Source organism: Streptomyces sp. NPDC101194 (assembly GCF_044767885.1).
Lineage (GTDB): Bacteria > Actinomycetota > Actinomycetes > Streptomycetales > Streptomycetaceae > Streptomyces.
The window spans coordinates 20,645-39,960 of record NZ_JBIWOS010000006.1 but is presented as its reverse complement, the minus strand read 5'-3'; the positions used below and the strand labels follow the sequence as shown (position 1 = coordinate 39,960).

Here is a 19,316-nt window from a genome sequence, read left to right as displayed (position 1 = left end):
CTCTGTGCTGCGACCCTGAACCCCTACGGAAACGGCAGCCAGCCCATGGCCTCGGTCAATTCCCTCGCTTCCACGCTCCAGCAGCAGCTGGCGGACGCCCTGACGGCAGCTCTGCCGGAGGCCGGCGCCGCCGACCCGCTGCTGCGACGAAGCGACCGGGCCGACTTCCAGGCCAACGGCATCCTGGCGCTGGCCAAGAAGCTCAAGGGCAACCCGCGCGAGCTGGCCTCCCAGGTCACGGCCGCGATCCCGGCGGGCGGCCTGATCAAGGAGATCGAGGTCTCCGGCCCCGGCTTCCTGAACGTCACGCTCAGCGACCGGGCGATCATCGAGACCCTCGCCGCGCGTGACGCGGACGACGAGGGCCGGCTCGGTGTGCCGTACAACAGCGCCGCGGGCACGACGGTCATCGACTACGCGCAGCCGAACGTGGCCAAGGAGATGCACGTCGGTCACCTCCGGTCCGCGGTGATCGGTGACGCGATGGTGCACATCCTGGAGTTCACCGGCGAGACCGTGGTCCGCCGGCACCACATCGGCGACTGGGGCACCCAGTTCGGCATGCTCATCCAGTACCTGATCGAGCACCCGGGCGAGCTGACCCACGAGGGCGACGACGGCGCGGCGGACGGCGAGGCCGCCATGTCCTCGCTGAACCGGCTCTACAAGGCCTCGCGGGCGCTCTTCGACTCCGACGAGGAGTTCAAGGCCCGTTCCCGGGACCGGGTCGTCGCGCTCCAGGCCGGTGACGAGGAGACGCTGGCCCTGTGGCAGCGCTTCGTCGACGAGTCGAAGATCTACTTCTACTCGGTCTTCGACAAGCTCGACATGGAGATCCGCGACCCCGACATCATCGGCGAGTCCGGCTACAACGACATGCTGGAGGAGACCTGCCGCATCCTGGAGGAGTCGGGCGTCGCCGTCCGCTCCGAGGGTGCGCTCTGCGTGTTCTTCGACGATGTGAAGGGCCCGGACGGCAACCCGGTGCCGCTGATCGTCAAGAAGTCCAACGGTGGTTACGGCTACGCGGCGACGGACCTCTCCGCGATCCGCGACCGGGTCCAGAACCTCAAGGCGAACACCCTGCTGTACGTGGTGGACGCGCGGCAGTCCCTGCACTTCAAGATGGTCTTCGAGACGGCCCGCCGGGCCGGCTGGCTGAACGAGGACGTCAAGGCCGTGCAGCTCGCCTTCGGCACCGTGCTCGGCAAGGACGGCAAGCCGTTCAAGACCCGTGCGGGCGAGACGGTCCGGCTGCAGGACCTGCTGGACGAGGCGATCGACCGGGCGTCCACCGTCGTACGCGAGAAGGCCCAGGACCTCACCGACGAGGAGATCGCCGAGCGCGGTGCGCAGGTCGGTGTCGGCGCGGTGAAGTACGCGGACCTGTCGACGTCGGCCGCCCGCGACTACAAGTTCGACCTGGACCAGATGGTGTCGCTGACCGGCGACACGAGCGTGTACATCCAGTACGCGCACGCCCGGTCCCGCTCCATCAAGCGCAAGGCGGGCGAGTTGAAGCCCCAGCCGCACCCGGAGCTGGAGCTGGCCCCGGCCGAGCGCGCGATGGGCCTGCACCTGGACCAGTTCGCCGAGGTCGTGGCCGAGGTCGCCGCCGCGTACGAGCCGCACAAGCTGGCCTCGTACCTGTACCAGCTGTCGTCGCTCTTCACGACGTTCTACGACCAGTGCCCGGTGCTGAAGCCCGAGGTGCCGGGCGATGTGGCCGAGAACCGTCTCTTCCTCTCGGACCTCACCGCCCGCACCCTGCACCAGGGCATGGAGCTGCTCGGCATCAGGACCCCCGAGCGCCTCTGAGCCCCGGCCAGGCCCCTACGCATCATCCGGCCCGGTGGGTGACCGTTGCTCGGTCGCCCACCGGGCCGTTTCGTTCCGGTGGGTGCAGCGAGGCCGTGCCTCGACGCTGCTCGTACGGAACGGTCTACCGCCGACGGCGATGCGCGGCGTCCCCTCACGGCCACCGCTGCTCCGGTCCGTTTCCAGGTACCGGCCGACGTCATGCCCTCGGTCCGCCGGCTCCTTCGGCGGAGCCACGAATTCCTGAGGCTCCGGCGTCGCCACCGCGACGTTCTCCTTCCTTGTTCATCCCGGAACACCGTTCCAGGGACCTGGAATCTGCGCAGGTCACGGCACACGTACGCGTTCCGGCTTCCCCAATGGCCCGATCGCCGTTGCGGACGGAACACCGCGCCCCACAGGCTGTGGACACACCGAGAGACCACCGGGACGACGCAGTGCGAACCCTTCTCCGCATCGAGCTGATCGATGTCGTGGCCATCGGCGTGGTGATCGTGTCCACAGCGGTCGTCATCGTCCTGATCTGCCACCACTGAACGAACGACCTCCACACCACACACGGGGAGCACCACCATGCTCAGCAACCGCATCCGCGCCACCGCCCTCGCCGCGACCGTCCTCCCGGCCGCCCTCCGGCCTGCGGGCAGAGCCATATGACCGACGCCCTCACCCACTGAGCGCGCGTCACGCACGGGGCCATCAACTCACTGCCCCTCGCGGGCAGTAGACCGTAGAATTCTGCGATCGAGACCTGAGGGGGCGGCGTGCGGGCGACAAGTGGTGACAGGTCGACGGCATCGGGCATACGGGCCGCGGCGGCAGCCACCGCGGCCGTCGCCGCGGCCGTCTCGCTGGTGCTGATCAGCGGGTGCGGCAAGGTAGCGGATCATCGCGCGTCGGACACCGGATCCAGCAGCCCGACCGCGTCGCCGACCCCGAGCGTGAACCCGTCGTACGGCACCCAGTACCTCGCCGAGAACGAGTGCGCGGCCCCCGTGCCCGGCCAGCCAAAGGCCTACCGCGAGGTTCCCTGCAAGGATCCCGAGGCCGTCGCCAAGGTCATCGACCGGGCCGACATCGGCATCTCCGAGCCCTTTTCGGCCACCTCCTGTTCGCCGCACACCGACTTCGCGATCAATGTGCCGGTCAGTCTCGCCCTCCTGGAGAACAGGCCGGTGACAGGCGAGGGCTACGCCTGCATGCGCAACCTGAAGCCTCCGCACCCCGGCGACCCCGGAGGGGGCGGCGGCCCCGGGATCGAGGTCGGCGACTGTGTGCACAGCGGGCCGAAGAAGGGCGACGCCATCGAGGAGGTCGCCTGCCGGACCAAGGGAAAGAAGAACGGCGCCACCCACAAGATCACCGAGATCCTCGAGAACAAGTTCGCGTTCGGTTTCGACGACCCGTGCGAGGGCAGGGCCGACGCGGTCTTCGCCGAGAACCCGCTTTTCGACTCCCACCCGGGCAAGGATGACCGCGTCCTCTGCGCCAAGAAGCTCTGACCCGGCCCCTCCGCCCGAAGAGCCTCGAAGACCTCGAAGACCTCGAAGAGCAGGACGCAGGCGCGTCCTCCTGCCGAAGCGCGTGCCCATGGCCCGGTCGACCACCGACCGGGCCATGGGCCGGGGTGGACCAACGACCGGGCCGAGGCCCGATGGATCGACAACCGCACGATCAGCCGCTCGGCTTCGTTCCCAAGGACAGGTGCCCGGCCGGGTCCTCCGTCCACGGACGGAGTTTCTCCGGGTTGCGGACCGCCCAGATGCGAGTGATGCGGCCGCCGGTGAGGCTGAACGCCGCCACGGTCATGGTCACACCGGCGTGCTGGGCGACCAGGCCGGGGAGACCGTTGACCGTCCGCTCCAGGAGCGTCAGCCCGGGGGCCTTGTCGGCGATGTGGATCAGGTACTGGGCGATGCGTTCGCTGCCCTCGACCGGGCGCAGGGCGGTACCGACCAGTCCGCCACCGTCGGCGATCATCGTGGCGTCGGGGTCGAGGAGGTCGACGAGGGCCTCGATGTCCCTGGCCTCCCACGCCTCTTTGAAATGCCGCACCAGACCGGCCTGCCCGGCCGTCAAAACCGCCGGGGCCTGCGCGGCGCGAATACGTCGACGGGCCGAGGACGCCAACTGCCGGCAGGCCGCCGGCGTCCGGCCGACGATCTCGGCGACCTCGGCGAAGGGGTACCGGAAGACGTCGTGCAGGATGAACGCCACTCGTTCGGCCGGTGTCATCGACTCCAGCACGACGAGGAAGGCCATGTTCACCGACTCGTCCAAGGTGACCCAGTCGGCGGGGTCGGCCTGAGCGGCCCCACCGCCCCCCGTCGGCGCGCTGATCCACTCCGTGCGGTCGGGCAGCGGCTCCGGTATCCAGGCGCCGACATAGCGCTCGCGCCGGACCCGCGCCGAGCCGAGCAGGTCCAGGCAGACGCGGGTGGCCACCGTCGTCAGCCAGGCACCGGGCGACTCGATGGCCTCCTGCTGCTGCCGCGACATCGTGTACCAGCGGGCGTAGGTCTCCTGCACGGCGTCCTCGGCCTCGGCCAGCGAACCGAGCAGCCGATAGGCGAGGTTGATCAGCTGACGCCGCTCACCGACGATCACGCTCAGGTCCGGCTCGGCCCCGTCATGCCCTGGCTCGGATGGGGTGTTCATGGTCGCGACCGCTCCCTCGTCGTCTCGTCCGCTTCCGCTCCTGTCATGACGACGAAACAGCGCACCGGACTGTGAGGTCGGCCCCTCACCTCACATTTCGCGGGCCCACGTCGTCGGACCAGCGAGACGCTACCGATCCACCGCCGCAAGGCAGAAGAGGGGACCGCACCATGGCCGTACAGACGACGGCAGAACAGCGCAGCTTCTCGTTCCTGCAGGTCGCGATCGCCCTGCAGACCTTGGCCATCTTCTTCCAGGCGGTCACCGCCGGACTGCTGCTCTCCTCGTCCCACGGCGAGGTACTGCACGGCGTCGGCGCACGCGTGATGTACGGCGCGTCGATGCTGTACGTGCTCGCCGCGATCCTGGCATGGCGACCGGGCGGCAGATCACCACGCCCCATTCTGTACGCGTCCGGCTTCCTCGTACTCGCCTCGGTGCAGGTGGTGCTGGGCATCGCGCACAAGCCGTCGCTCCATGTCCCCCTGGGCGTCCTGATGTTCGGGCTGAGCATGCTGGCGCTCGGCCAGGTGTTGTACGCCCGCATGTCGGAGCGCTCCGGCACCCGGCAGTGACCGCCACGCGAACCGTGGTCGCCACCTCCACGAGCGCCCGCCGCGCCATGAGTTGCGCGGCCAGATGGCATGTGGGTCGGCTGGACAGACCGGTCGAGGAAGGGTAGGCAGGCACGCGAAGCTCCTGGGAGGCGTGGTGATCTCGGTCGAGAACCCGTCCACCGGGAGCTCCGCCACTTCACACCGCCCGCTGCCGGCAACGACCCGCCGCCGTCGGCTCGGAAAGGGATCAGTCATCGACATGCCTCAGTCACAGCCCCGGACCCTCAACAAGAAGAAGGGACGCTGGATACCGTACGTCGTGTTCGGGGTGACCCTCGCATGGGTCGGAGGGGTCGTGTTCGAGATTTCTCGCGAAGCGCCTTCCGGGGCACCTTCGCAGAGAGACCTCAAAACTCAGGCATGGGAATACATGAACGAGGGAAATTCAGACGCCCTGAATGACCTGTTCACCGAGAGCAGCGTCGGCGACTCCTACACGAAAGACTATTTGGCTCACCTTGAGGACGCCAAGCCGAGTCGGCTGGAAGTGTCCATCGGTGACCATCGAGGAGTCCACGTGCTGACCCTTTCAGGAACAACGAAAGAGGGCGGGAAAATCTGCACTTCTTGGCAGGTGAAACAGAAGGGTGGTCGATGGTTTTTGGACGCGGCACCACTCGTCCGATCCAACCCGTGCGACGCCACACCCTGACCGCCACCCCTCACAGGATCCCGCCGCCCTCGCAGCGCCTCGCAGGCGCCGCCCGCCTGGGCGGTGACCTGGATCTCGCAGGCCTTCTCCAGGTAGTGCCCGGTCTCGCTCCGGTACCTGTACCTGCTGGTCGGAGCTCAGTCGGAGTCCACCGGGCACCTGTATTTAAAGCCGGGCCCCCACCAACTCAAGTTTTGGGTCCCGGTGCCGAAATACCCACATTTCAGAACCTCGACGGGAGCATACTTACTCTTGCCGTCGGTGCCGGGCGAATTGGGTTCGGTGTCATGCAGCACGTACATGGGTTTATTGGTGGGTACCCGCGATTCTCCGCTGAAGTCAATGATCCCAGTGACCCCCTGGACCTCAGCTCCCCGGAAGTCGCCATCCAGCGACTTGGCTACCGTGGACTTGCCGAAGTTTTTGTCCCCGGAGTCGCTGTACGATTTCCCGATCGCGTGCGAGAGGGCCGCCATGGCATCCCAACCGAGTGCGGAGTGACTGTCCTGGAGCATCTCGTCATTATCCGTCTCCGTGCTGTAGTAGGCATTGTATTTGTTGACGAATTCGCTCGCTTTGTTGGTGTGGGTGAGTTTGGGCAGTGCAAGAGTGACGTGGTAGAGGGAGAGGCCGATGTTGTTGGCAATGATCGATTTATTGTCACCGAGTAGCGAGTTGGTCACGTCGTCCCCGCCGAGTACCGTCACTCTGCCGTCACAGTTCGTATCCCGATACTCGTCGAGGAATGCTTTCAGCTCTCTGGCACGAGAGGCCCAGACGACTGCGGTTTCCGGGTCATCGGTCAGTTTTTTGCAGACCTGATTCGCCTGATCCGTCAGGCTTTTTCCCTCGTGTGACGGCGTGTACTCGATGGACGTGATGTTGCTCTTCCCGAATGCCGTGGTGAAGTCTTTGGCGAGATTACTGCTGTACTTGTCTTTCGGGTCACTCATCACAATCGCGTTTTTGGCCCGCGACATCTTGCCGTTCTCTGACAGGATGATGGACTCTTTCTGGAGGAAGGCATTCATGATGCGAGCCTCGCGGTCGTTGGTCGGCGCCAGTTGGTAGTACTGGTTGGACTGGTCCTGCATGTCGTCCGCGGTCGCGGAGGTACCGATCATCGGGATGCTGGCCTCGTCAAAAACCTTCATCGCGTCATAGGTCCCCGGCTGACTCTGCCCGAAGCCGATCACACCTACGATGTCTTCCTTCTCGGCTCGTGCGACGATCTCTTCAGCCACCCGCTCCGCGCCCTTGAACCCTGGTCCAGTGTTGGCCAGCAGCACTTTCAGCTGCACCACCTTGTTGCTGTTCTTCGCCTCGTTGATATTGATGTCGTGCTGGGCGAGGGCCACTCCACGCAGCTCGGGCAGTGAGCCACCCAGCTCCGGATCGGTCGCGGAACCGGCGGTCATCGGGCTGAAGTACACGACGGTACGGACCACCGCCGCATCGCGTCCCTTCGAATTCTTTTCGACCGCTCCGTTGTTTTCGGCGATCTTTCCAAAAAGCCGATCGAACTCCTCCGGCATTCCTTCGAATCGCTGGGGTCCGGTTCCGTCACTCAGTCCAAGGCATCCAGCGCCGTACGGATTTCCGAACTGACCGGACGGGCACCTCCCGGTGAAGGGAAGAGCCCCCGTGAAGTACCCCCCGCCGATCAGCGCCGCGCCTACCGCCGCCACCGTCACGCAGCGCAGCGTGAGGCCCGCGACCGGCCCCCACCGGAAGAACCTCGGCGTGATTTTGCGGTGGTCCCCGGCCGACCACTCCGTCACCTCCGCCTCGGGGCGGACCGGCACCGCCAGGGCCACCGGTCCGCTCCGGGACCGCATGCGGGACCGAAGCTCCCCCGCTGCGGCCTCGAAGTCCGCCTGCGCCGCCACCTCCAGCTCCGCCACGAACTCCCGCTGTACACAGCCGACCACCAGGGTCGACCTGCTGCGCAACTCCTCCGCGGCCACCAGGTACTCCGCGAGGAAGCGCCGCAGATGGGCTCCTTCCGGGCCGCCCGGCGGAGCATCCGGCGGTCGGCGATCCACCGGCCCCGCGTCCTCGACGAACAGGACGAAACGAGTGACCCGGCGACGGCGCCACGGCGACAGCACCCGGTGCCGCAACGCGTTGTCCAGGTCGGAGAGCAGCGCCCGCAAGAGCACCTGCTCGACCACCTCCGAATCCGCGTCCCGGCCGCCCGGCGCGAGATCCTGCACCGAGGCGAAGAAGTCCCGCACCGGAGTCCCGCGCAACTGCCGGGCCCAGGTCGCGTACCAATTCCGGTTGCGGGCCCGGAGCATCCGGTGGCCGATGCGGTACCCGTACCAGGGCTCGGCGAGCCAGTCCATCCACAGCTCGACCAAGAACTTGACCGGTTGCGCCCACCCGGACGCCTGCTCGCGCAACTGTTCGCGCAGCCGCCCCCGGCCGGTCCGCCGCAGATGTTCGGCGTACACCGCCCGGCGCACCGCCCTGGCCCGGCCGAGACCGCTCTCGGCCGGCTCCTCGCCGGCGACGATGTCACGCAGCAGCCAGTAGGAAGGGAACGTGAGCCTTCCGGTACCGGCAGGCATCGTTCTGGCGAGGTCCTCCGTGATGTCCTCGTAGAGCATGGTCAGGGGCCCCTCGTGGTACGCCCTCCCCGGTTCGATCAGCGCGTGCGGCGCCAATTCGGTGTTGTCCGCCACGAGTCGGGCCCGCAGGGAGTACAGCAGAGAGTGCGTGGCAACCGTCGCTCCCTCCGCGGTGAGCAGCACCAGCACGGCGGCGTTCTGCCGGTCGGGCGACTCCACGACCACGGCGTCCCACGCCTCGACAAAACGATCAATGGCCCTGCGCGCGGGCACTCGTGTGTGTGAGGGGCTCATGAAGGAATTCTCCATCCCCAGTGGGCCCCTTTACCGGAAAATGAAGAATTCGGAGCGCGGGATCGTCACGACCTGTCAATTCAAATGATTTTCGGCCACGCGAGCCAATCCTCGCCACCCGACACAACAGCCGGGCCCCCATGCCCAAGTGGTACTCCAGAACGGAGATCAGCCATCGGCCAAAGCTGTTGCGTCCAGCCGCACACCGAACCCCCAGTCGGTGACGGCCTCCCGTACGAACTCCCTTGCCGCAGGCACCGATCGGCGTTCAGACCGGTAGAACCGCTGACTCAGCAGCGAGAGTTGCATCGTCTCGTTCATGGGACGAGAGTCACACTCCGTGACCACGTTGCCGCAGTTTGCACACCCGTACAGATTTCTTGTACGGGTCGTGCGCGCGTGACGTACGCACGTAGGTGGGAGTTCGATCCGTATGCACCCCAGAAAGCGGCAGCGCAAGAACGCGTCGGCAATGAAACTCGTGGGCAAGCTGGTCGGCGTGTTCCGCACTGCGGCCGGTCTGACCCAGGCCCAACTCGCGGACCGGGTCGGCCACCAGGTGGAGACGATCGCCTCCATCGAACAGGGCAGACGCGCGCTGCTGCCGGACCTGGCCCGTCGATTGGACGAGTTGCTGCCGACCAAGGGGGCGCTGGAGACGGCGGTGGGAAACATGCCGGAGGTGGACCTGATTCCGGCGTGGGTCGAGGAGTACCTGGACCTGGAACGGGAAGCCCTGGCCCTGTCCTGGTACGACAACCAGGTGCTCCCCGGGCTTCTCCAGACGGAGCTCTACGCACGGGCCGTCTTCCGCAACCGAATCCCCGTCTTCGCCGAGGACGAGATCGCCATCCAGACCACGGGCCGTCTGAAACGCCAGGAGATCCTGCACCGCACCACACCCCCCACCATCAGCTTCGTCGTCTGGGAACCGGTCCTGATGCTTCAACTCCTGGACGGCGATGAACACGCAGAGCAACTACGCCACCTGCGGATGTGTGCCGCACTCCCCGGCATCTGCCTCCAGGTCCTGCCGCTGAACAGCCGGACCCACGCCGGACTCGACGGCCCATTCATCCTGTTGGAAACACCGGACTACCAACACGTCGCGTATTCCGAAACACAACGTGGCAGCCTGCTCGTCTCCGACCCCGACGAGGTCAGCATCCTCGCCCAGAAATATGCGATGCTGCGAGCCCAGGCCCTCAGCCCCGAAGACACCGTGGGCCTGCTGGACCGTCTGCTGGGAGAGCAATGAGCACTGCACGTGAGTGGTTCAAGTCCAGCTACAGCGGAAGCGAAGGCGGCGCCTGCCTCGAAGTCGCCTACGAATGGCGCAAGTCGAGCTACAGCGGCAGCGAGGGCGGTCAGTGCGTCGAGATCGCCGCGCACCCCTCCGCCGTCCATGTCCGCGACTCCAAGAACCCCGAAGGCCCCACGCTCACCGTCGCGCCCACCACCTGGACGGCCTTCGCCGGTTTCGCCGCCGGCCGGCGTCTCGTCTGAGCCCACGGAAGGGGTACCACCGCCATGGCTGTCATCCACCGCACCACACTGACGCCCACCAAGCTGGAACTGCTCACCACCTGGCTGCCCGAGCAGCCCTGGTACCGCGGCAAGGCGGGACAGCAGCCCGAGCTGGTGAAGTCCGGCGGATTCCGGCTGGACGACCCGGAGGGCGAAGTCGGCATCGAGTTCATGGCGGTCACCGACACATCGGGCGACCAACCGGTCACCTATCACGTGCCGTTCACCTACCGGAGCGCACCCATCGCGGGCGCCGACGCAGCGCTCGTCGGCACCACCGAGCACGGGGTGCTGGGGCAGCGGTGGGCGTACGACGGAACGCGTGACCCGGTCCTCGTCACTCAGCTGTTCGCGCTGATCGTCGGCGAGGCCGAGCCGCAGATGCAGAGCACGAGCGACACCCCCGACCCGTCCGTGACCGGTTGGTTCGCGGAGACCGGCATCAAGGCCGCGCTCGTCTCCACGACCGTGACCGACGACCCGGACGGTACGGACCTCCTCGTGGAGACAGCACCCGACGGACGTCGGCTGACCATCCACATCAACCGCGTTCTCCGACCCGGCCAGGACACCGACGAGCAGGCGCTCGGTCACGTGACCGCGGACGTGCCGCTGCCCGACGGTACTTCGGCACGCACCGCGTTCGTCGTCGTCCACGCACACCCCTAGTCCGAACCGCCCTGCCGTCCCTGCGGCCCGCCCACGAGCGGCCGTAGGGAGGCTGTGGTCTTCCGGAGGCCCACCCGCGCCCCGGCCTCTGTCAGTGGCCGCGTCTAGAGTCGCGGTCATGGCGACGCTCCCGAATCCGCTTCCTTCCCTGGCCACCTCCGGGGCCCAACTCCCGCCCGGCGCAATGGTCGACGCGACGATCGACGGGCCGTGGCACGAGCCGCTGCTCTGGTACGCCGACGAGCCCGCGTCCCCCGGGACATGGGCCGCGATGCGCGCCGCAGGAAGGCCGGTCGGGCTGCTCCCCGTGCTGCTCGACGGCGGGAGAAGCGACCAGTGGCCCGAGGACTGGGATCTCATGCCGGACAGCGCGTCGTACCCCGGTGACCACGACGCCGAGGAGGTGCTCGGCGAGTACTGGGCGGACTGCGCACCCGACGAACTCGGCGCCGCCGCCGAGTGGCCGGGGCTGGCACCCTCCCCGGCTGCCGACGGGCCCGACGAGCCGGACGATCTGGCGGCCGCGATAGCGGACGAGTGCACCGGCCCGGACGGCTGGTACCCCGGCACCCGGGCGGCGCTCGTCCCGGCCCGGCGCAGTGCGGACATCCCGGCGGCGATCGGCTGGTCCGGCCCGGTGAACTACGAGGACGACGTGGCCCGGCTCTGCGCGGTCCTGCGCTCCTGGGAGGACCGCTTCGGCATACGGATCGTGGTGATCGGCTTCGACACCCTGACCGTCTCGGTGGGACGGCCGCCCACCACCCTGGCGGAGGCACGGGCGCTCGCCGCCGAGCACTTCGCGTTCTGCCCGGACAACATCGACCAGAGCCCGCCGTACGACCTGGACGTCTACGCCGAGAAGATGGTGCTGAAGCAGGAGACCTGGTCGTTCTGGTGGGACTGAGGGCTGTCCTGTATGTGGACGTTCCGACAACGCGGCGAGGTGCCGTAGCTGACGCCGCGCGCTGATCGACCAGGGATTACGGGACAGCCCTTGGGCCGTGTCGGGTCGTCGGCTCCTGAAGCCGACGTAGAGACAGGGCGTGCGTGAGGTGCCGGTTGTCGGTGGCACGGAAGAAAAGTCGAAGAAAGTTTGTCGCCGGATGTCGAGGGCCCGGCTCCCGCCTCGACTGAGGGGTGAAAGCGCGCCGACGGGGCGCGCGGAACCGGGAGGACACCCGAGATGAAGTACATCGCGATGATCTACGGCAACCAGGAGAAGTGGGACTCCTTCCCGGCCGAGGCGTGGCCGGAGGCCATCGCCAAGCAGGAGGCGTTCAACAGGAAGTACCGCGAGAGCGGGGAGCTGCTGGGCGCCTACGGGCTGGCGGACGCGGTCAACGCCAAGCTGGTTCGCCGCAAGAACGGGGCTCCGGCGGTCACGGACGGGCCGTATCTGGAGACCAAGGAGTACATCGCCAGCTTCTACCTGCTCGACTGCGAGAGCCAGGAGCGTGCGCAGCAGATCGCGGCGGACATGCCGTTCGCTTCCGAGGATCCGGTCGAGCTGTGGCCGGTCCTGCACGAGTCCGCGGCGGACATGTGAGCGTGGATCGTGACGTCGAGGACCTGCTGCGCGAGCTGGCGCCGCAGGTCCTCGGCGCGCTGGTCCGTCGGTACGGCGTCTTCGACACGTGCGAGGACGCCGTCCAGGAGGCGCTGCTCGCGGCCGCCCTCCAGTGGCCCACCGAAGGAACGCCGGACAATCCCCGGGGATGGCTGGTCACCATCGCCTCCCGCAAGCTGGTGGACCACGTGCGCAATGAGCAGGCACGACGGCGCCGGGAGGACCGGATCGCCCTGGCGACACCGCAGGCGGAGCTGCTGAGCCGCGCCGCCGACGCCGAACCGGACGCGGACCGGGACGACTCCCTCGCGCTGCTCCTCCTGTGCTGCCACCCGGCGCTGACCTCGTCGAGCCGCATCGCGCTGACCCTGCGCGCGGTCGGCGGCCTGACCACCGCTCAGATCGCCGCGGCGTTCCTGGTTCCCGAGTCGACCATGGCCCAGCGCATCAGCCGGGCCAAGCAGACCATCAAGTCCTCCGGCGCGCCGCTGCGCATGCCGGACGCGGCGGACCACGCGGAACGGCTGCAGGCGGTGCTGCACGTGCTGTATCTGATCTTCAACGAGGGCTACGTCACAACGGACGGCAACGACCTGACCGCGCCGGCGCTGTCCGCCGAATCGATCCGCCTGACCCGTCTGCTGCATCGTCTGCTGCCCGGCGACGGCGAAGTGGCCGGGCTGCTCGCGCTGATGCTGCTCACCGACGCACGTCGGCCCGCGCGCACCGGGCCGGGCGGAGACCTGGTGCCGCTGGCCGAGCAGGATCGCGGCCGGTGGGACCGAGGGCTCATCGCCGAGGGGATCGCCCTGCTCACCGAGGTCCTGCCCCGGGGACAGGTCGGCCCGTACCAGCTGCAGGCGGCCATCGCCGCCGTCCATGACGAGGCCGAGCACGTGGAGGCCACGGACTGGCCACAGATCCTCACGCTGTACGGACTCCTGGAGCAGCTCGCACCGAATCCGATGGTCACCCTCAACCGCGCGGTGGCCGTCGCCATGGTGCACGGGGCGGCCGCCGGGCTGGAACTGCTGGCCGCCCTGGAGTGCGACAAGCGGATGGCAGGCCACCACCGTCTGCTCGCCACCCGCGCCCATCTGCTGGAACTGCTCGGCGACCACACCGCGGCCTCGGACGGCTATCGCGACGCCGCCCGACGCGCCACCAGCGCAACGGAACGACGCCACCTCACCGCCCGCGCCACGCGCCTCACCTCCGCGCGGAGCTGATCGCGCCCGTGAATCGGCCGTCCCTTCCCGTGCTCGAGCGGCTGCATCGTGACGTGCGGGTCGGCACCGGGCTCGCGGGTGAAGATCGCCTCGCCACCCTCGAAGCCGAGTGCGCACGGCCGGTCGCGCCCGGCGCGGGAACGGCTCGTCGGAGGCCGGCGACGACCCTGCGGACTGTCTGCCGATCCGCGTATTCGACTGGTGGCGTCCGCTGGATTGCGCCGAGCCCTTCATCGCCGCCCTGGGATCGGACCTCGCGGCTGTGCGGTGGGATCTGGACACATGGCCCGCGGTTCCTGAGGCGGGACTGGAGGAGATCTCGCAGAAGTACGCGTACCTCACGCTGACGGTGAATTCCCGGGACCTCCACCAGGAGGAGCCGTCGCAGGATCACACCGTCCACGTGCACGTTCGAGACCGGAGCGGTGCACAGACCGCTCGTGTCCACTGGCTCGCCGCTCAAGTGGGTGGCCGGTTCACGGGCAGGGTGCAGCCGGCGCCTCTCTGACCCCGAGGCAAACCGGCACGGACCGACCCCTCACCTGCGCTCCCCTGCCGCCCGGCACCCCGTACCGACCGGTGCCTCCGGCGGCCCCGTACGCCGTGACGGACAGCGAGCAGACACCCTCGCGGCTCAATCACGTTCCAGCGGGCGGACGGTGAGAATCTGTTCGGCGTGGCCGACGGGCCCGCGGAGGTCATGGAGGACGCTGCTGGTGAGCCCCTGCCCCGACGGGCCGAAGGCGACGGTGGTGTCCAGCCCGGTCCACGGCCCTTCCGGTTGCCGGTGCAGGTGGATCGTCAGGTCGAGGTTCGGGAACATCCACGCGGTGGGGTCCTGCTGGACGGCGATACCGTTCGCGGTGTCCACGAGCGCGATGTACGAGGCAAGGGCGCTGCTCGGCTCGCCCGCGACCAGGTCGACGGGCGAGGACACCCAGGCAGCCGTCCGCCCCTTGCGGGTCGGAGGCACTCGACGGACGTCGATGGACGAGACGTAACCTCCGTCCCACTCCTCGTCCATCGCCCAGGCAGTGCACTCTTCGGGGGCTGGAAGCCGCTCGTGGGGGCTGTCGGCGACGACCTCGGTGTCCAGTGCCGCCAGCAGCCAGGCACGGGCACGCACGACCGGACGGCCGCCGATGACCACGGTCGCCTCGAGGAGTTCGATGGTCCGGCCGGGACGAACGGTGTCGACGGTGATCTCGCACTCGTCGAGGGCGATCCGGCCAAGGATGTCGTAGCTGATCCTCGCCGGTACGAGCTTCCCCGGCCGCGTCGCGAGATGCCGCTCGACAGCGTGCACGACGAGCCCCGCGAGCGGGCTGAAGTGCTGTTCGTCGGTGTTCCAGGCACCACCTGCATGAGCCGTGGGTTTGTAGTGGTGCTCGCCCGTTCGCTCGTAGTAGCTCTCGCGCGTGATGACGCCTGCGGTCACAGGATCCGTCTCCTTGGGCAGGTCAGGTGCACATGGGATACAGGTACACATGGGACAGCTGCATCTGTCACGCATCGTATGGAGCGTCACGCGCACCGGTCACCGTGATCTACCGCACAAGCGCTCAAGCGGGGCAAGCGTCGTTCCCCGAGCACGAACCGGTAGCGGGTCGCGCAGCGCCCTGCGGCGGGAGAACGCCGGACCGGGTCTCATATATTCGCTTTGTGACCACACGTACCGACCAGCCCGATCGCACGTTCAACGGCATCCCGGGTGTCCGGAACTTCCGCGATGCGGGTGGTGTCGGGTCCCTCCGCCGCGGGGTTCTCTACCGCTCCGGTGCCCTGGATGCCATGCCACCGCACGGCGCGCAGCACCTGAGGCAACTCGGCCTGCGCAGTGTGATCGACCTGCGCAGTACGCCGGAGCTGGCAGCCAGGCCCGACCTGCGTCACGACCTCGGGTACGAGCACAGTCACTTTCCCGTCTTCGCCGAGCAGCGGTGGCCCGAGGACCAACGAGAGCTCTACCCGGCCATGGCCGAGCACGCCGGGCGTTCGACCGTCGCGACCATCCGCCGGCTCATCGTTCCCGGAGCCCTGCCCGCGCTTGTCCACTGCGCCTCCGGCAAGGACCGCACCGGTGTGACCGTCGCCGTCCTTCAGACTCTTCTGAACGCCTCCGAAGCGGAGATCACGGAGGATTTCCTCCGCTCGAACACTTCCCTGGGACTCACCGACGCCTCGGCCGACGCACGGACCGGACACGGCGCCCGCCCCGTCACCGCCACTCACCTGCTCCACGCCCTGGTCTGGATCCGCAGCCACTACGGGTCCGCGCACGGCTACCTCCTGGCGCACGGCGCCACGGAGGCCGAGTTGCAGGCCCTGCGCATCGCCCTGTCCTGACGCGGGGCGGGCCACCGTACGATGCCTCACGCTCCGGCGCCCGGCGGATGAGTACGGCGACTCATGTGCCATATTCGGCCGCCCGGTTGAATCGCACGCATGCCCGACAACGTCATCGACAGCCGCCCCCGGCGCACCTGGGTCGCCTCGCTGCTCTCCACGATCGTGACGCTTCCGCTCGCGTTCATCGTGCTGGTCTTCGGCGGGCTCTCGCCGATGGCCTGCGACTCCTGTTCGGAGGCCGAATCCGACCGGTTCGACGCCGGCTTCGACACGGCGTGGACGGTGCTCTGCTGCGGCCTGATCCTGTCCCTGATCGCGCTGGTCGCGAGTTGGGCGCTCAACCGGAGCAGACCGCCGGCCTGTGTCGTGCTCGCCGTACTCGCCCCCGGCACGGTGATTTTCACCTGGGTGGTGTTCATGTCCCTGGTCGACTGGCCTTGAGCGGCGTGCGAATCCTGGGGCCTGAGCGGCCCGATGCGGTTGCCTCAGTGATGCTTCCCATCCCGAGTTCCTGGTCGGCGCTGTCGCGTTAGCGTCTTGGTGTGATCACAGAGAGCACCTCCGTGCTGGTCGACATTCGGAAGTACGACGGCAGCCTGAGTGCGCGGTGGACTGCCGACTGGCTCGGTGAAGACGAGCACGGCGTGTGGTTGGGCACGGCGCAGGGAGTCTTTGTCGGTTCGGCCACCGGCGGCTGGACAAGCCGGTTCGCGTACGTGATGTCGGTCCCGCGGGGTGAGTGGTGGACGGCCACGTTCTGTGTGGATCCGGGCCCCGAGATGTACTGCGACGTGTGCACGGTGCCCGAGTGGAACACGGACGGGACCGTCCTGCGCATGGTGGACCTCGATCTCGATGTCGTGCGACCCCGTGGCGGCGAAGCCCGGATCGAGGACGAAGACGAGTTCGCCGAACACCAGGTGATGTACCGCTACCCCGAGAGCCTCGTCAGCAAGGCCCGACAGACCTGCGAGTGGTTGATGACGGTGGGCCGTCGAGGCGGTGACGGCGCCGAACCCTTCGCCTCGGCATACCGCTACTGGCTCGACCTCATCAGGTAGGCGAAGACATGGTCTCCCTGTGTGCCATGGGCGGGCGGCGTCCTCCTGGTCGCGGCTTCCCGTCCTGCGCAGCCCGGAAGCAACCGCATCGGCCCGAGCGGCCCCCGGGCTTCCTGCGGCGTCAGGGGGCCTTGAGCAGGTCTCGGAGTTCGCTCACGTGGGTGCGGACGTCACGGTCACGGGCGTCGGATGCGATGGCGGGGCCGGTGGTGGCGTCCGGGCCGGCGGTTGTGCCGTCGACGACCGGGCGGCACGGGCGGCAGACGCCGTCGGGGAGCGCGTCGGGGCGGCCAGGGATGCCGCACCGGGTGCATTCCACCATCACGCGGCGAACGGGTGCTGCCGACACTTCCCGGGCGGCGGGCAGAGCGGGCGGGATCTTGTCATTGAGCCGACGGCGCAGGAATCCGACGGGCGAATCGACCCGGGCGGGAAGTCCGGCGGAGAGGGCCTGGGTGAGGTAGTCCGTGCTCACGCCGCGTGCGAGCCATTCGGCGGCACGCCCCTCCAGCGCCGCGCAGTCTGCGGCGGACAGGGCCAACCGATGGTCCTTGCGCCCGAGTTGGGCCAGCGCCAGGTAGGCGGGCGAGGGATGTCCCGCGTCCGGCCCGGCGCCGGGCGCGACGGCCCCGGCGAACACGGCGTCGGCAGCGGAGTCGACAGCGGCGGCCGGGGACGGCATTTCGACGGCGGCCGGGGACACCGGCACCGAGGGCTCCATGGGCGCCCAGGACGGCGGGGACGTACCCACCGCCGGTTCGCCCACCGCCCCGGCCCCGGCACCCATACCGACCGCCCCGACTCCGGCTCCGGCGTCCGCCCCGGCCCGGTTGTCGTCGGCCCCGGCACCGGCGTCCGCCCCGGCGCGGTCGTCCTCCGCGTCCAGATAGGCGTTCCACCATTCGTTGTCCCGCGCGGTGCGGGACCAGAACGTACGGAAGACCCAGCGGACCTGGTCACCCTCGCCCACCGGGCGACGCACGCGGCGCAGGTGACCGGCCACCGCCAGGGCGGTCAGGGCGCTGCCGACGGCCTGCTGCCCGTACAGCGGCAGTTGCTTGGCCAGGGCCTTCACATTCATCGCCGCACCGTCGGGCAGATGGTCGACGAACCCGGCGACATACCGCTCCCGCTCGGGCAGCAGCGCAAAGTCATCGGGACGGCGGGGTTGTTGGTCCGGCGCGGAGCGCTTGCCGTAGCCGGGGTTGGCCATCGGGTAGGCGGGGGAGGATGCGGGCCCTCGCAGGGCGGGGCTAAGGTTCCGGGTAGCCACAGGATCGCTTTCTTCGATCTTGGAGGTGAGACCCCGGCCCGGTGCTCTAACACCGTGCTGGGGTCGTTTCGTTGTGGGCACCGTAAGCAGCCGTGTCGGCGCGTCGCAAGCTGTCACGATTAGTCATACTTGCTGGCCGCGACGGGGCGGGGAGGTGGGGAAGGTTGTCCCAACCACCCTTCTCTCCCTACCGGTTGACGAAGGCGCTCGAAGCCCGGGGCTCGAAGCCCGGCACCCGAATCCCGACGCTCGGGTCCCGAAGCTCAACCGCCCTGTGCGACCACCCCGCGCCCCACCTCGTCCCCCGCACGAGTGAACCGACAGGCCCGGGTCTCGAAGCCCGGGGCCCGGGCATCGAGCGCCGGACCCCGGCACCACGTTCGACCCACACGTGCACATGTACCCACGTAACGTCTGTGGCCCCGACCCGACACCCCCGAGAGGAAAATCGGCATGCCCCCGGCCCCGAGCCCGGACCACCCCCACCCCCGCCCCTACCACCTCCAGCACCTGATCGAGGAGTTCCGCGCCCTGCCCGCCGACAGCGACCGCAGACGCGAGATCGTCGCGAAACTGGACGGCGACGTCGAGGCGCTGCCCTTCCTCATCTCCGTCGTCGCGGACCCGCAGGAGTACGACCTCGCCCGCGTCGAGGCGGCCACGCTCCTGCGGCTGTGGCCTCCGTCCGACCCGGTCGCCGCCCGCACCGCCGCCCAGGCGCTGCTGGCCGCACTGCGCGACCCCGAGGAGGACCTGGTCCGCCAGTACGCGGCCGCGGCCCTCGGCCCCTACGCGGACGAGCCATCGGTCCACGAGGCCCTGACCGCCACCGTGCTGGAGGACGACGACCCGCTCGTACGGCACAACGCCCTGTCCGCCGTCGAGGAGGCGGGCCCGAGCGAGGCCCGTACCGGCCTGCTGCGCGCCCTCGCCCACGACCCGGACCTGGGCGTGGCGGCGGCCCGCACCCTCAGGGAGTGGGGCCGGGAGTCCGACGCCCGGTGACCCGGGCCGGAGTTTCCCGAC

Annotated in this window: 20 protein-coding genes; 15 read left to right on the top strand and 5 right to left on the bottom strand. The window is 68.6% G+C overall.

Annotated features, from left to right (window positions below):
- Window positions 1-45 precede the first annotated feature (45 nt).
- Both argS and ACIRP2_RS22680 read left to right on the top strand, forming a co-directional pair.
- The gene (argS, locus tag ACIRP2_RS22685; RefSeq protein WP_404253003.1) at window positions 46-1,818 is read left to right on the top strand and encodes an arginine--tRNA ligase; all 1,773 of its coding nucleotides are present in this window, start codon (window positions 46-48) and stop codon (window positions 1,816-1,818) included.
- A 764-nt stretch (window positions 1,819-2,582) separates the two neighbouring features.
- Window positions 2,583-3,320 carry a hypothetical protein gene (locus tag ACIRP2_RS22680; protein WP_404253001.1) on the top strand — a complete coding sequence of 246 codons (738 nt, stop codon included), beginning with the start codon at window positions 2,583-2,585 and terminating at the stop codon, window positions 3,318-3,320.
- 172 nt (window positions 3,321-3,492) lie between these two features.
- Here the strand turns inward: ACIRP2_RS22680 and sigJ are convergent, their stop codons facing one another.
- Complete coding sequence (gene sigJ, locus ACIRP2_RS22675) at window positions 3,493-4,476, bottom strand: RNA polymerase sigma factor SigJ (RefSeq protein ID WP_404252999.1); 984 nt, start codon at window positions 4,474-4,476, stop codon at window positions 3,493-3,495.
- Window positions 4,477-4,646: 170 nt separating this feature from the next.
- Here sigJ and ACIRP2_RS22670 point away from each other — a divergent pair, with 170 nt between their 5' ends.
- A complete protein-coding gene (locus tag ACIRP2_RS22670; protein WP_404252996.1) occupies window positions 4,647-5,051 on the top strand; it encodes a hypothetical protein in 405 nt (134 codons plus the stop codon).
- A 136-nt stretch (window positions 5,052-5,187) separates the two neighbouring features.
- Complete coding sequence (locus ACIRP2_RS22665; RefSeq protein ID WP_404252994.1) at window positions 5,188-5,745, top strand: hypothetical protein; 558 nt, start codon at window positions 5,188-5,190, stop codon at window positions 5,743-5,745.
- 137 nt (window positions 5,746-5,882) lie between these two features.
- Here ACIRP2_RS22665 and ACIRP2_RS22660 read toward each other — a convergent pair whose 3' ends face one another.
- Window positions 5,883-8,627, bottom strand: a complete 2,745-nt coding sequence (locus ACIRP2_RS22660; protein WP_404252992.1) for an ABC transporter substrate-binding protein — start codon at window positions 8,625-8,627, stop codon at window positions 5,883-5,885.
- 153 nt (window positions 8,628-8,780) lie between these two features.
- Window positions 8,781-8,933, bottom strand: coding sequence for a hypothetical protein (locus tag ACIRP2_RS22655; RefSeq protein ID WP_404252990.1), 153 nt, complete (start codon window positions 8,931-8,933; stop codon window positions 8,781-8,783).
- Window positions 8,934-9,084: 151 nt separating this feature from the next.
- Between ACIRP2_RS22655 and ACIRP2_RS22650 the strand changes: the two genes are divergently transcribed.
- The 7 genes from ACIRP2_RS22650 (at window position 9,085) to ACIRP2_RS22620 (ending at window position 14,115) form a co-directional block, all read left to right on the top strand.
- Window positions 9,085-9,870 carry a Scr1 family TA system antitoxin-like transcriptional regulator gene (locus tag ACIRP2_RS22650; RefSeq protein WP_404253721.1) on the top strand — a complete coding sequence of 262 codons (786 nt, stop codon included), beginning with the start codon at window positions 9,085-9,087 and terminating at the stop codon, window positions 9,868-9,870.
- A complete protein-coding gene (locus ACIRP2_RS22645; protein WP_404252988.1) occupies window positions 9,867-10,118 on the top strand; it encodes a DUF397 domain-containing protein in 252 nt (83 codons plus the stop codon). Before ACIRP2_RS22650 ends, ACIRP2_RS22645 begins: the two co-directional genes overlap by 4 nt.
- Window positions 10,119-10,142: 24 nt before the next feature.
- Window positions 10,143-10,808 (top strand): 1,4-alpha-glucan branching protein, encoded by a 666-nt coding sequence (locus ACIRP2_RS22640; RefSeq protein WP_404252986.1) that lies wholly within the window; start codon window positions 10,143-10,145, stop codon window positions 10,806-10,808.
- A 118-nt stretch (window positions 10,809-10,926) separates the two neighbouring features.
- Complete coding sequence (locus ACIRP2_RS22635; RefSeq protein WP_404252984.1) at window positions 10,927-11,715, top strand: DUF4253 domain-containing protein; 789 nt, start codon at window positions 10,927-10,929, stop codon at window positions 11,713-11,715.
- Window positions 11,716-11,994: 279 nt separating this feature from the next.
- A complete protein-coding gene (locus ACIRP2_RS22630) occupies window positions 11,995-12,357 on the top strand; it encodes a YciI family protein (RefSeq protein WP_404252982.1) in 363 nt (120 codons plus the stop codon).
- Window positions 12,354-13,607, top strand: a complete 1,254-nt coding sequence (locus tag ACIRP2_RS22625; RefSeq protein WP_404252981.1) for an RNA polymerase sigma factor — start codon at window positions 12,354-12,356, stop codon at window positions 13,605-13,607. The genes ACIRP2_RS22630 and ACIRP2_RS22625 overlap by 4 nt, the downstream gene beginning before the upstream one ends.
- A 109-nt stretch (window positions 13,608-13,716) precedes the next feature.
- Window positions 13,717-14,115: a hypothetical protein gene (locus ACIRP2_RS22620; RefSeq protein WP_404252979.1), complete on the top strand. Its 399-nt coding sequence runs from the start codon at window positions 13,717-13,719 to the stop codon at window positions 14,113-14,115.
- 126 nt (window positions 14,116-14,241) lie between these two features.
- On the opposite strand, the gene ACIRP2_RS22615 is transcribed toward ACIRP2_RS22620, so the two are convergent.
- Window positions 14,242-15,030 (bottom strand): thioesterase family protein, encoded by a 789-nt coding sequence (locus ACIRP2_RS22615; protein WP_404253719.1) that lies wholly within the window; start codon window positions 15,028-15,030, stop codon window positions 14,242-14,244.
- Window positions 15,031-15,269: 239 nt separating this feature from the next.
- On the opposite strand from ACIRP2_RS22615, the gene ACIRP2_RS22610 reads away from it, so the two are divergent.
- From ACIRP2_RS22610 to ACIRP2_RS22600, 3 genes are all read left to right on the top strand, one after another.
- Window positions 15,270-15,953, top strand: a complete 684-nt coding sequence (locus ACIRP2_RS22610) for a tyrosine-protein phosphatase (RefSeq protein ID WP_404252977.1) — start codon at window positions 15,270-15,272, stop codon at window positions 15,951-15,953.
- 99 nt (window positions 15,954-16,052) lie between these two features.
- A complete protein-coding gene (locus ACIRP2_RS22605; RefSeq protein ID WP_404252975.1) occupies window positions 16,053-16,397 on the top strand; it encodes a hypothetical protein in 345 nt (114 codons plus the stop codon).
- 101 nt (window positions 16,398-16,498) lie between these two features.
- Entirely contained in the window at window positions 16,499-17,017 is a 519-nt protein-coding gene (locus tag ACIRP2_RS22600; protein ID WP_404252973.1) for a DUF402 domain-containing protein, read from the top strand.
- Between the two features lie 121 nt (window positions 17,018-17,138).
- On the opposite strand, the gene ACIRP2_RS22595 is transcribed toward ACIRP2_RS22600, so the two are convergent.
- Complete coding sequence (locus ACIRP2_RS22595) at window positions 17,139-18,290, bottom strand: MarR family transcriptional regulator (protein WP_404252971.1); 1,152 nt, start codon at window positions 18,288-18,290, stop codon at window positions 17,139-17,141.
- 453 nt (window positions 18,291-18,743) lie between these two features.
- Here ACIRP2_RS22595 and ACIRP2_RS22590 point away from each other — a divergent pair, with 453 nt between their 5' ends.
- Entirely contained in the window at window positions 18,744-19,295 is a 552-nt protein-coding gene (locus tag ACIRP2_RS22590) for a HEAT repeat domain-containing protein (protein WP_404252969.1), read from the top strand.
- Window positions 19,296-19,316 lie beyond the last annotated feature (21 nt).

What these genes read in the sequence shown, in the direction of transcription:
- ACIRP2_RS22645 (WP_404252988.1), top strand. Translation starts at nt 9,867, where the DNA reads ATGAGCACTGCACGTGAGTGGTTCAAGTCCAGCTACAGCGGAAGCGAA.
- ACIRP2_RS22635 (WP_404252984.1), top strand. Translation starts at nt 10,927, where the DNA reads ATGGCGACGCTCCCGAATCCGCTTCCTTCCCTGGCCACCTCCGGGGCC.
- ACIRP2_RS22655 (WP_404252990.1), bottom strand. Translation starts at nt 8,933, where the DNA reads ATGAACGAGACGATGCAACTCTCGCTGCTGAGTCAGCGGTTCTACCGG.
- ACIRP2_RS22605 (WP_404252975.1), top strand. Translation starts at nt 16,053, where the DNA reads ATGCCCGACAACGTCATCGACAGCCGCCCCCGGCGCACCTGGGTCGCC.
- ACIRP2_RS22660 (WP_404252992.1), bottom strand. Translation starts at nt 8,627, where the DNA reads ATGGAGAATTCCTTCATGAGCCCCTCACACACACGAGTGCCCGCGCGC.
- ACIRP2_RS22640 (WP_404252986.1), top strand. Translation starts at nt 10,143, where the DNA reads ATGGCTGTCATCCACCGCACCACACTGACGCCCACCAAGCTGGAACTG.
- ACIRP2_RS22630 (WP_404252982.1), top strand. Translation starts at nt 11,995, where the DNA reads ATGAAGTACATCGCGATGATCTACGGCAACCAGGAGAAGTGGGACTCC.
- ACIRP2_RS22590 (WP_404252969.1), top strand. Translation starts at nt 18,744, where the DNA reads ATGCCCCCGGCCCCGAGCCCGGACCACCCCCACCCCCGCCCCTACCAC.
- argS (WP_404253003.1), top strand. Translation starts at nt 46, where the DNA reads ATGGCCTCGGTCAATTCCCTCGCTTCCACGCTCCAGCAGCAGCTGGCG.
- sigJ (WP_404252999.1), bottom strand. Translation starts at nt 4,476, where the DNA reads ATGAACACCCCATCCGAGCCAGGGCATGACGGGGCCGAGCCGGACCTG.
- ACIRP2_RS22670 (WP_404252996.1), top strand. Translation starts at nt 4,647, where the DNA reads ATGGCCGTACAGACGACGGCAGAACAGCGCAGCTTCTCGTTCCTGCAG.
- ACIRP2_RS22650 (WP_404253721.1), top strand. Translation starts at nt 9,085, where the DNA reads ATGAAACTCGTGGGCAAGCTGGTCGGCGTGTTCCGCACTGCGGCCGGT.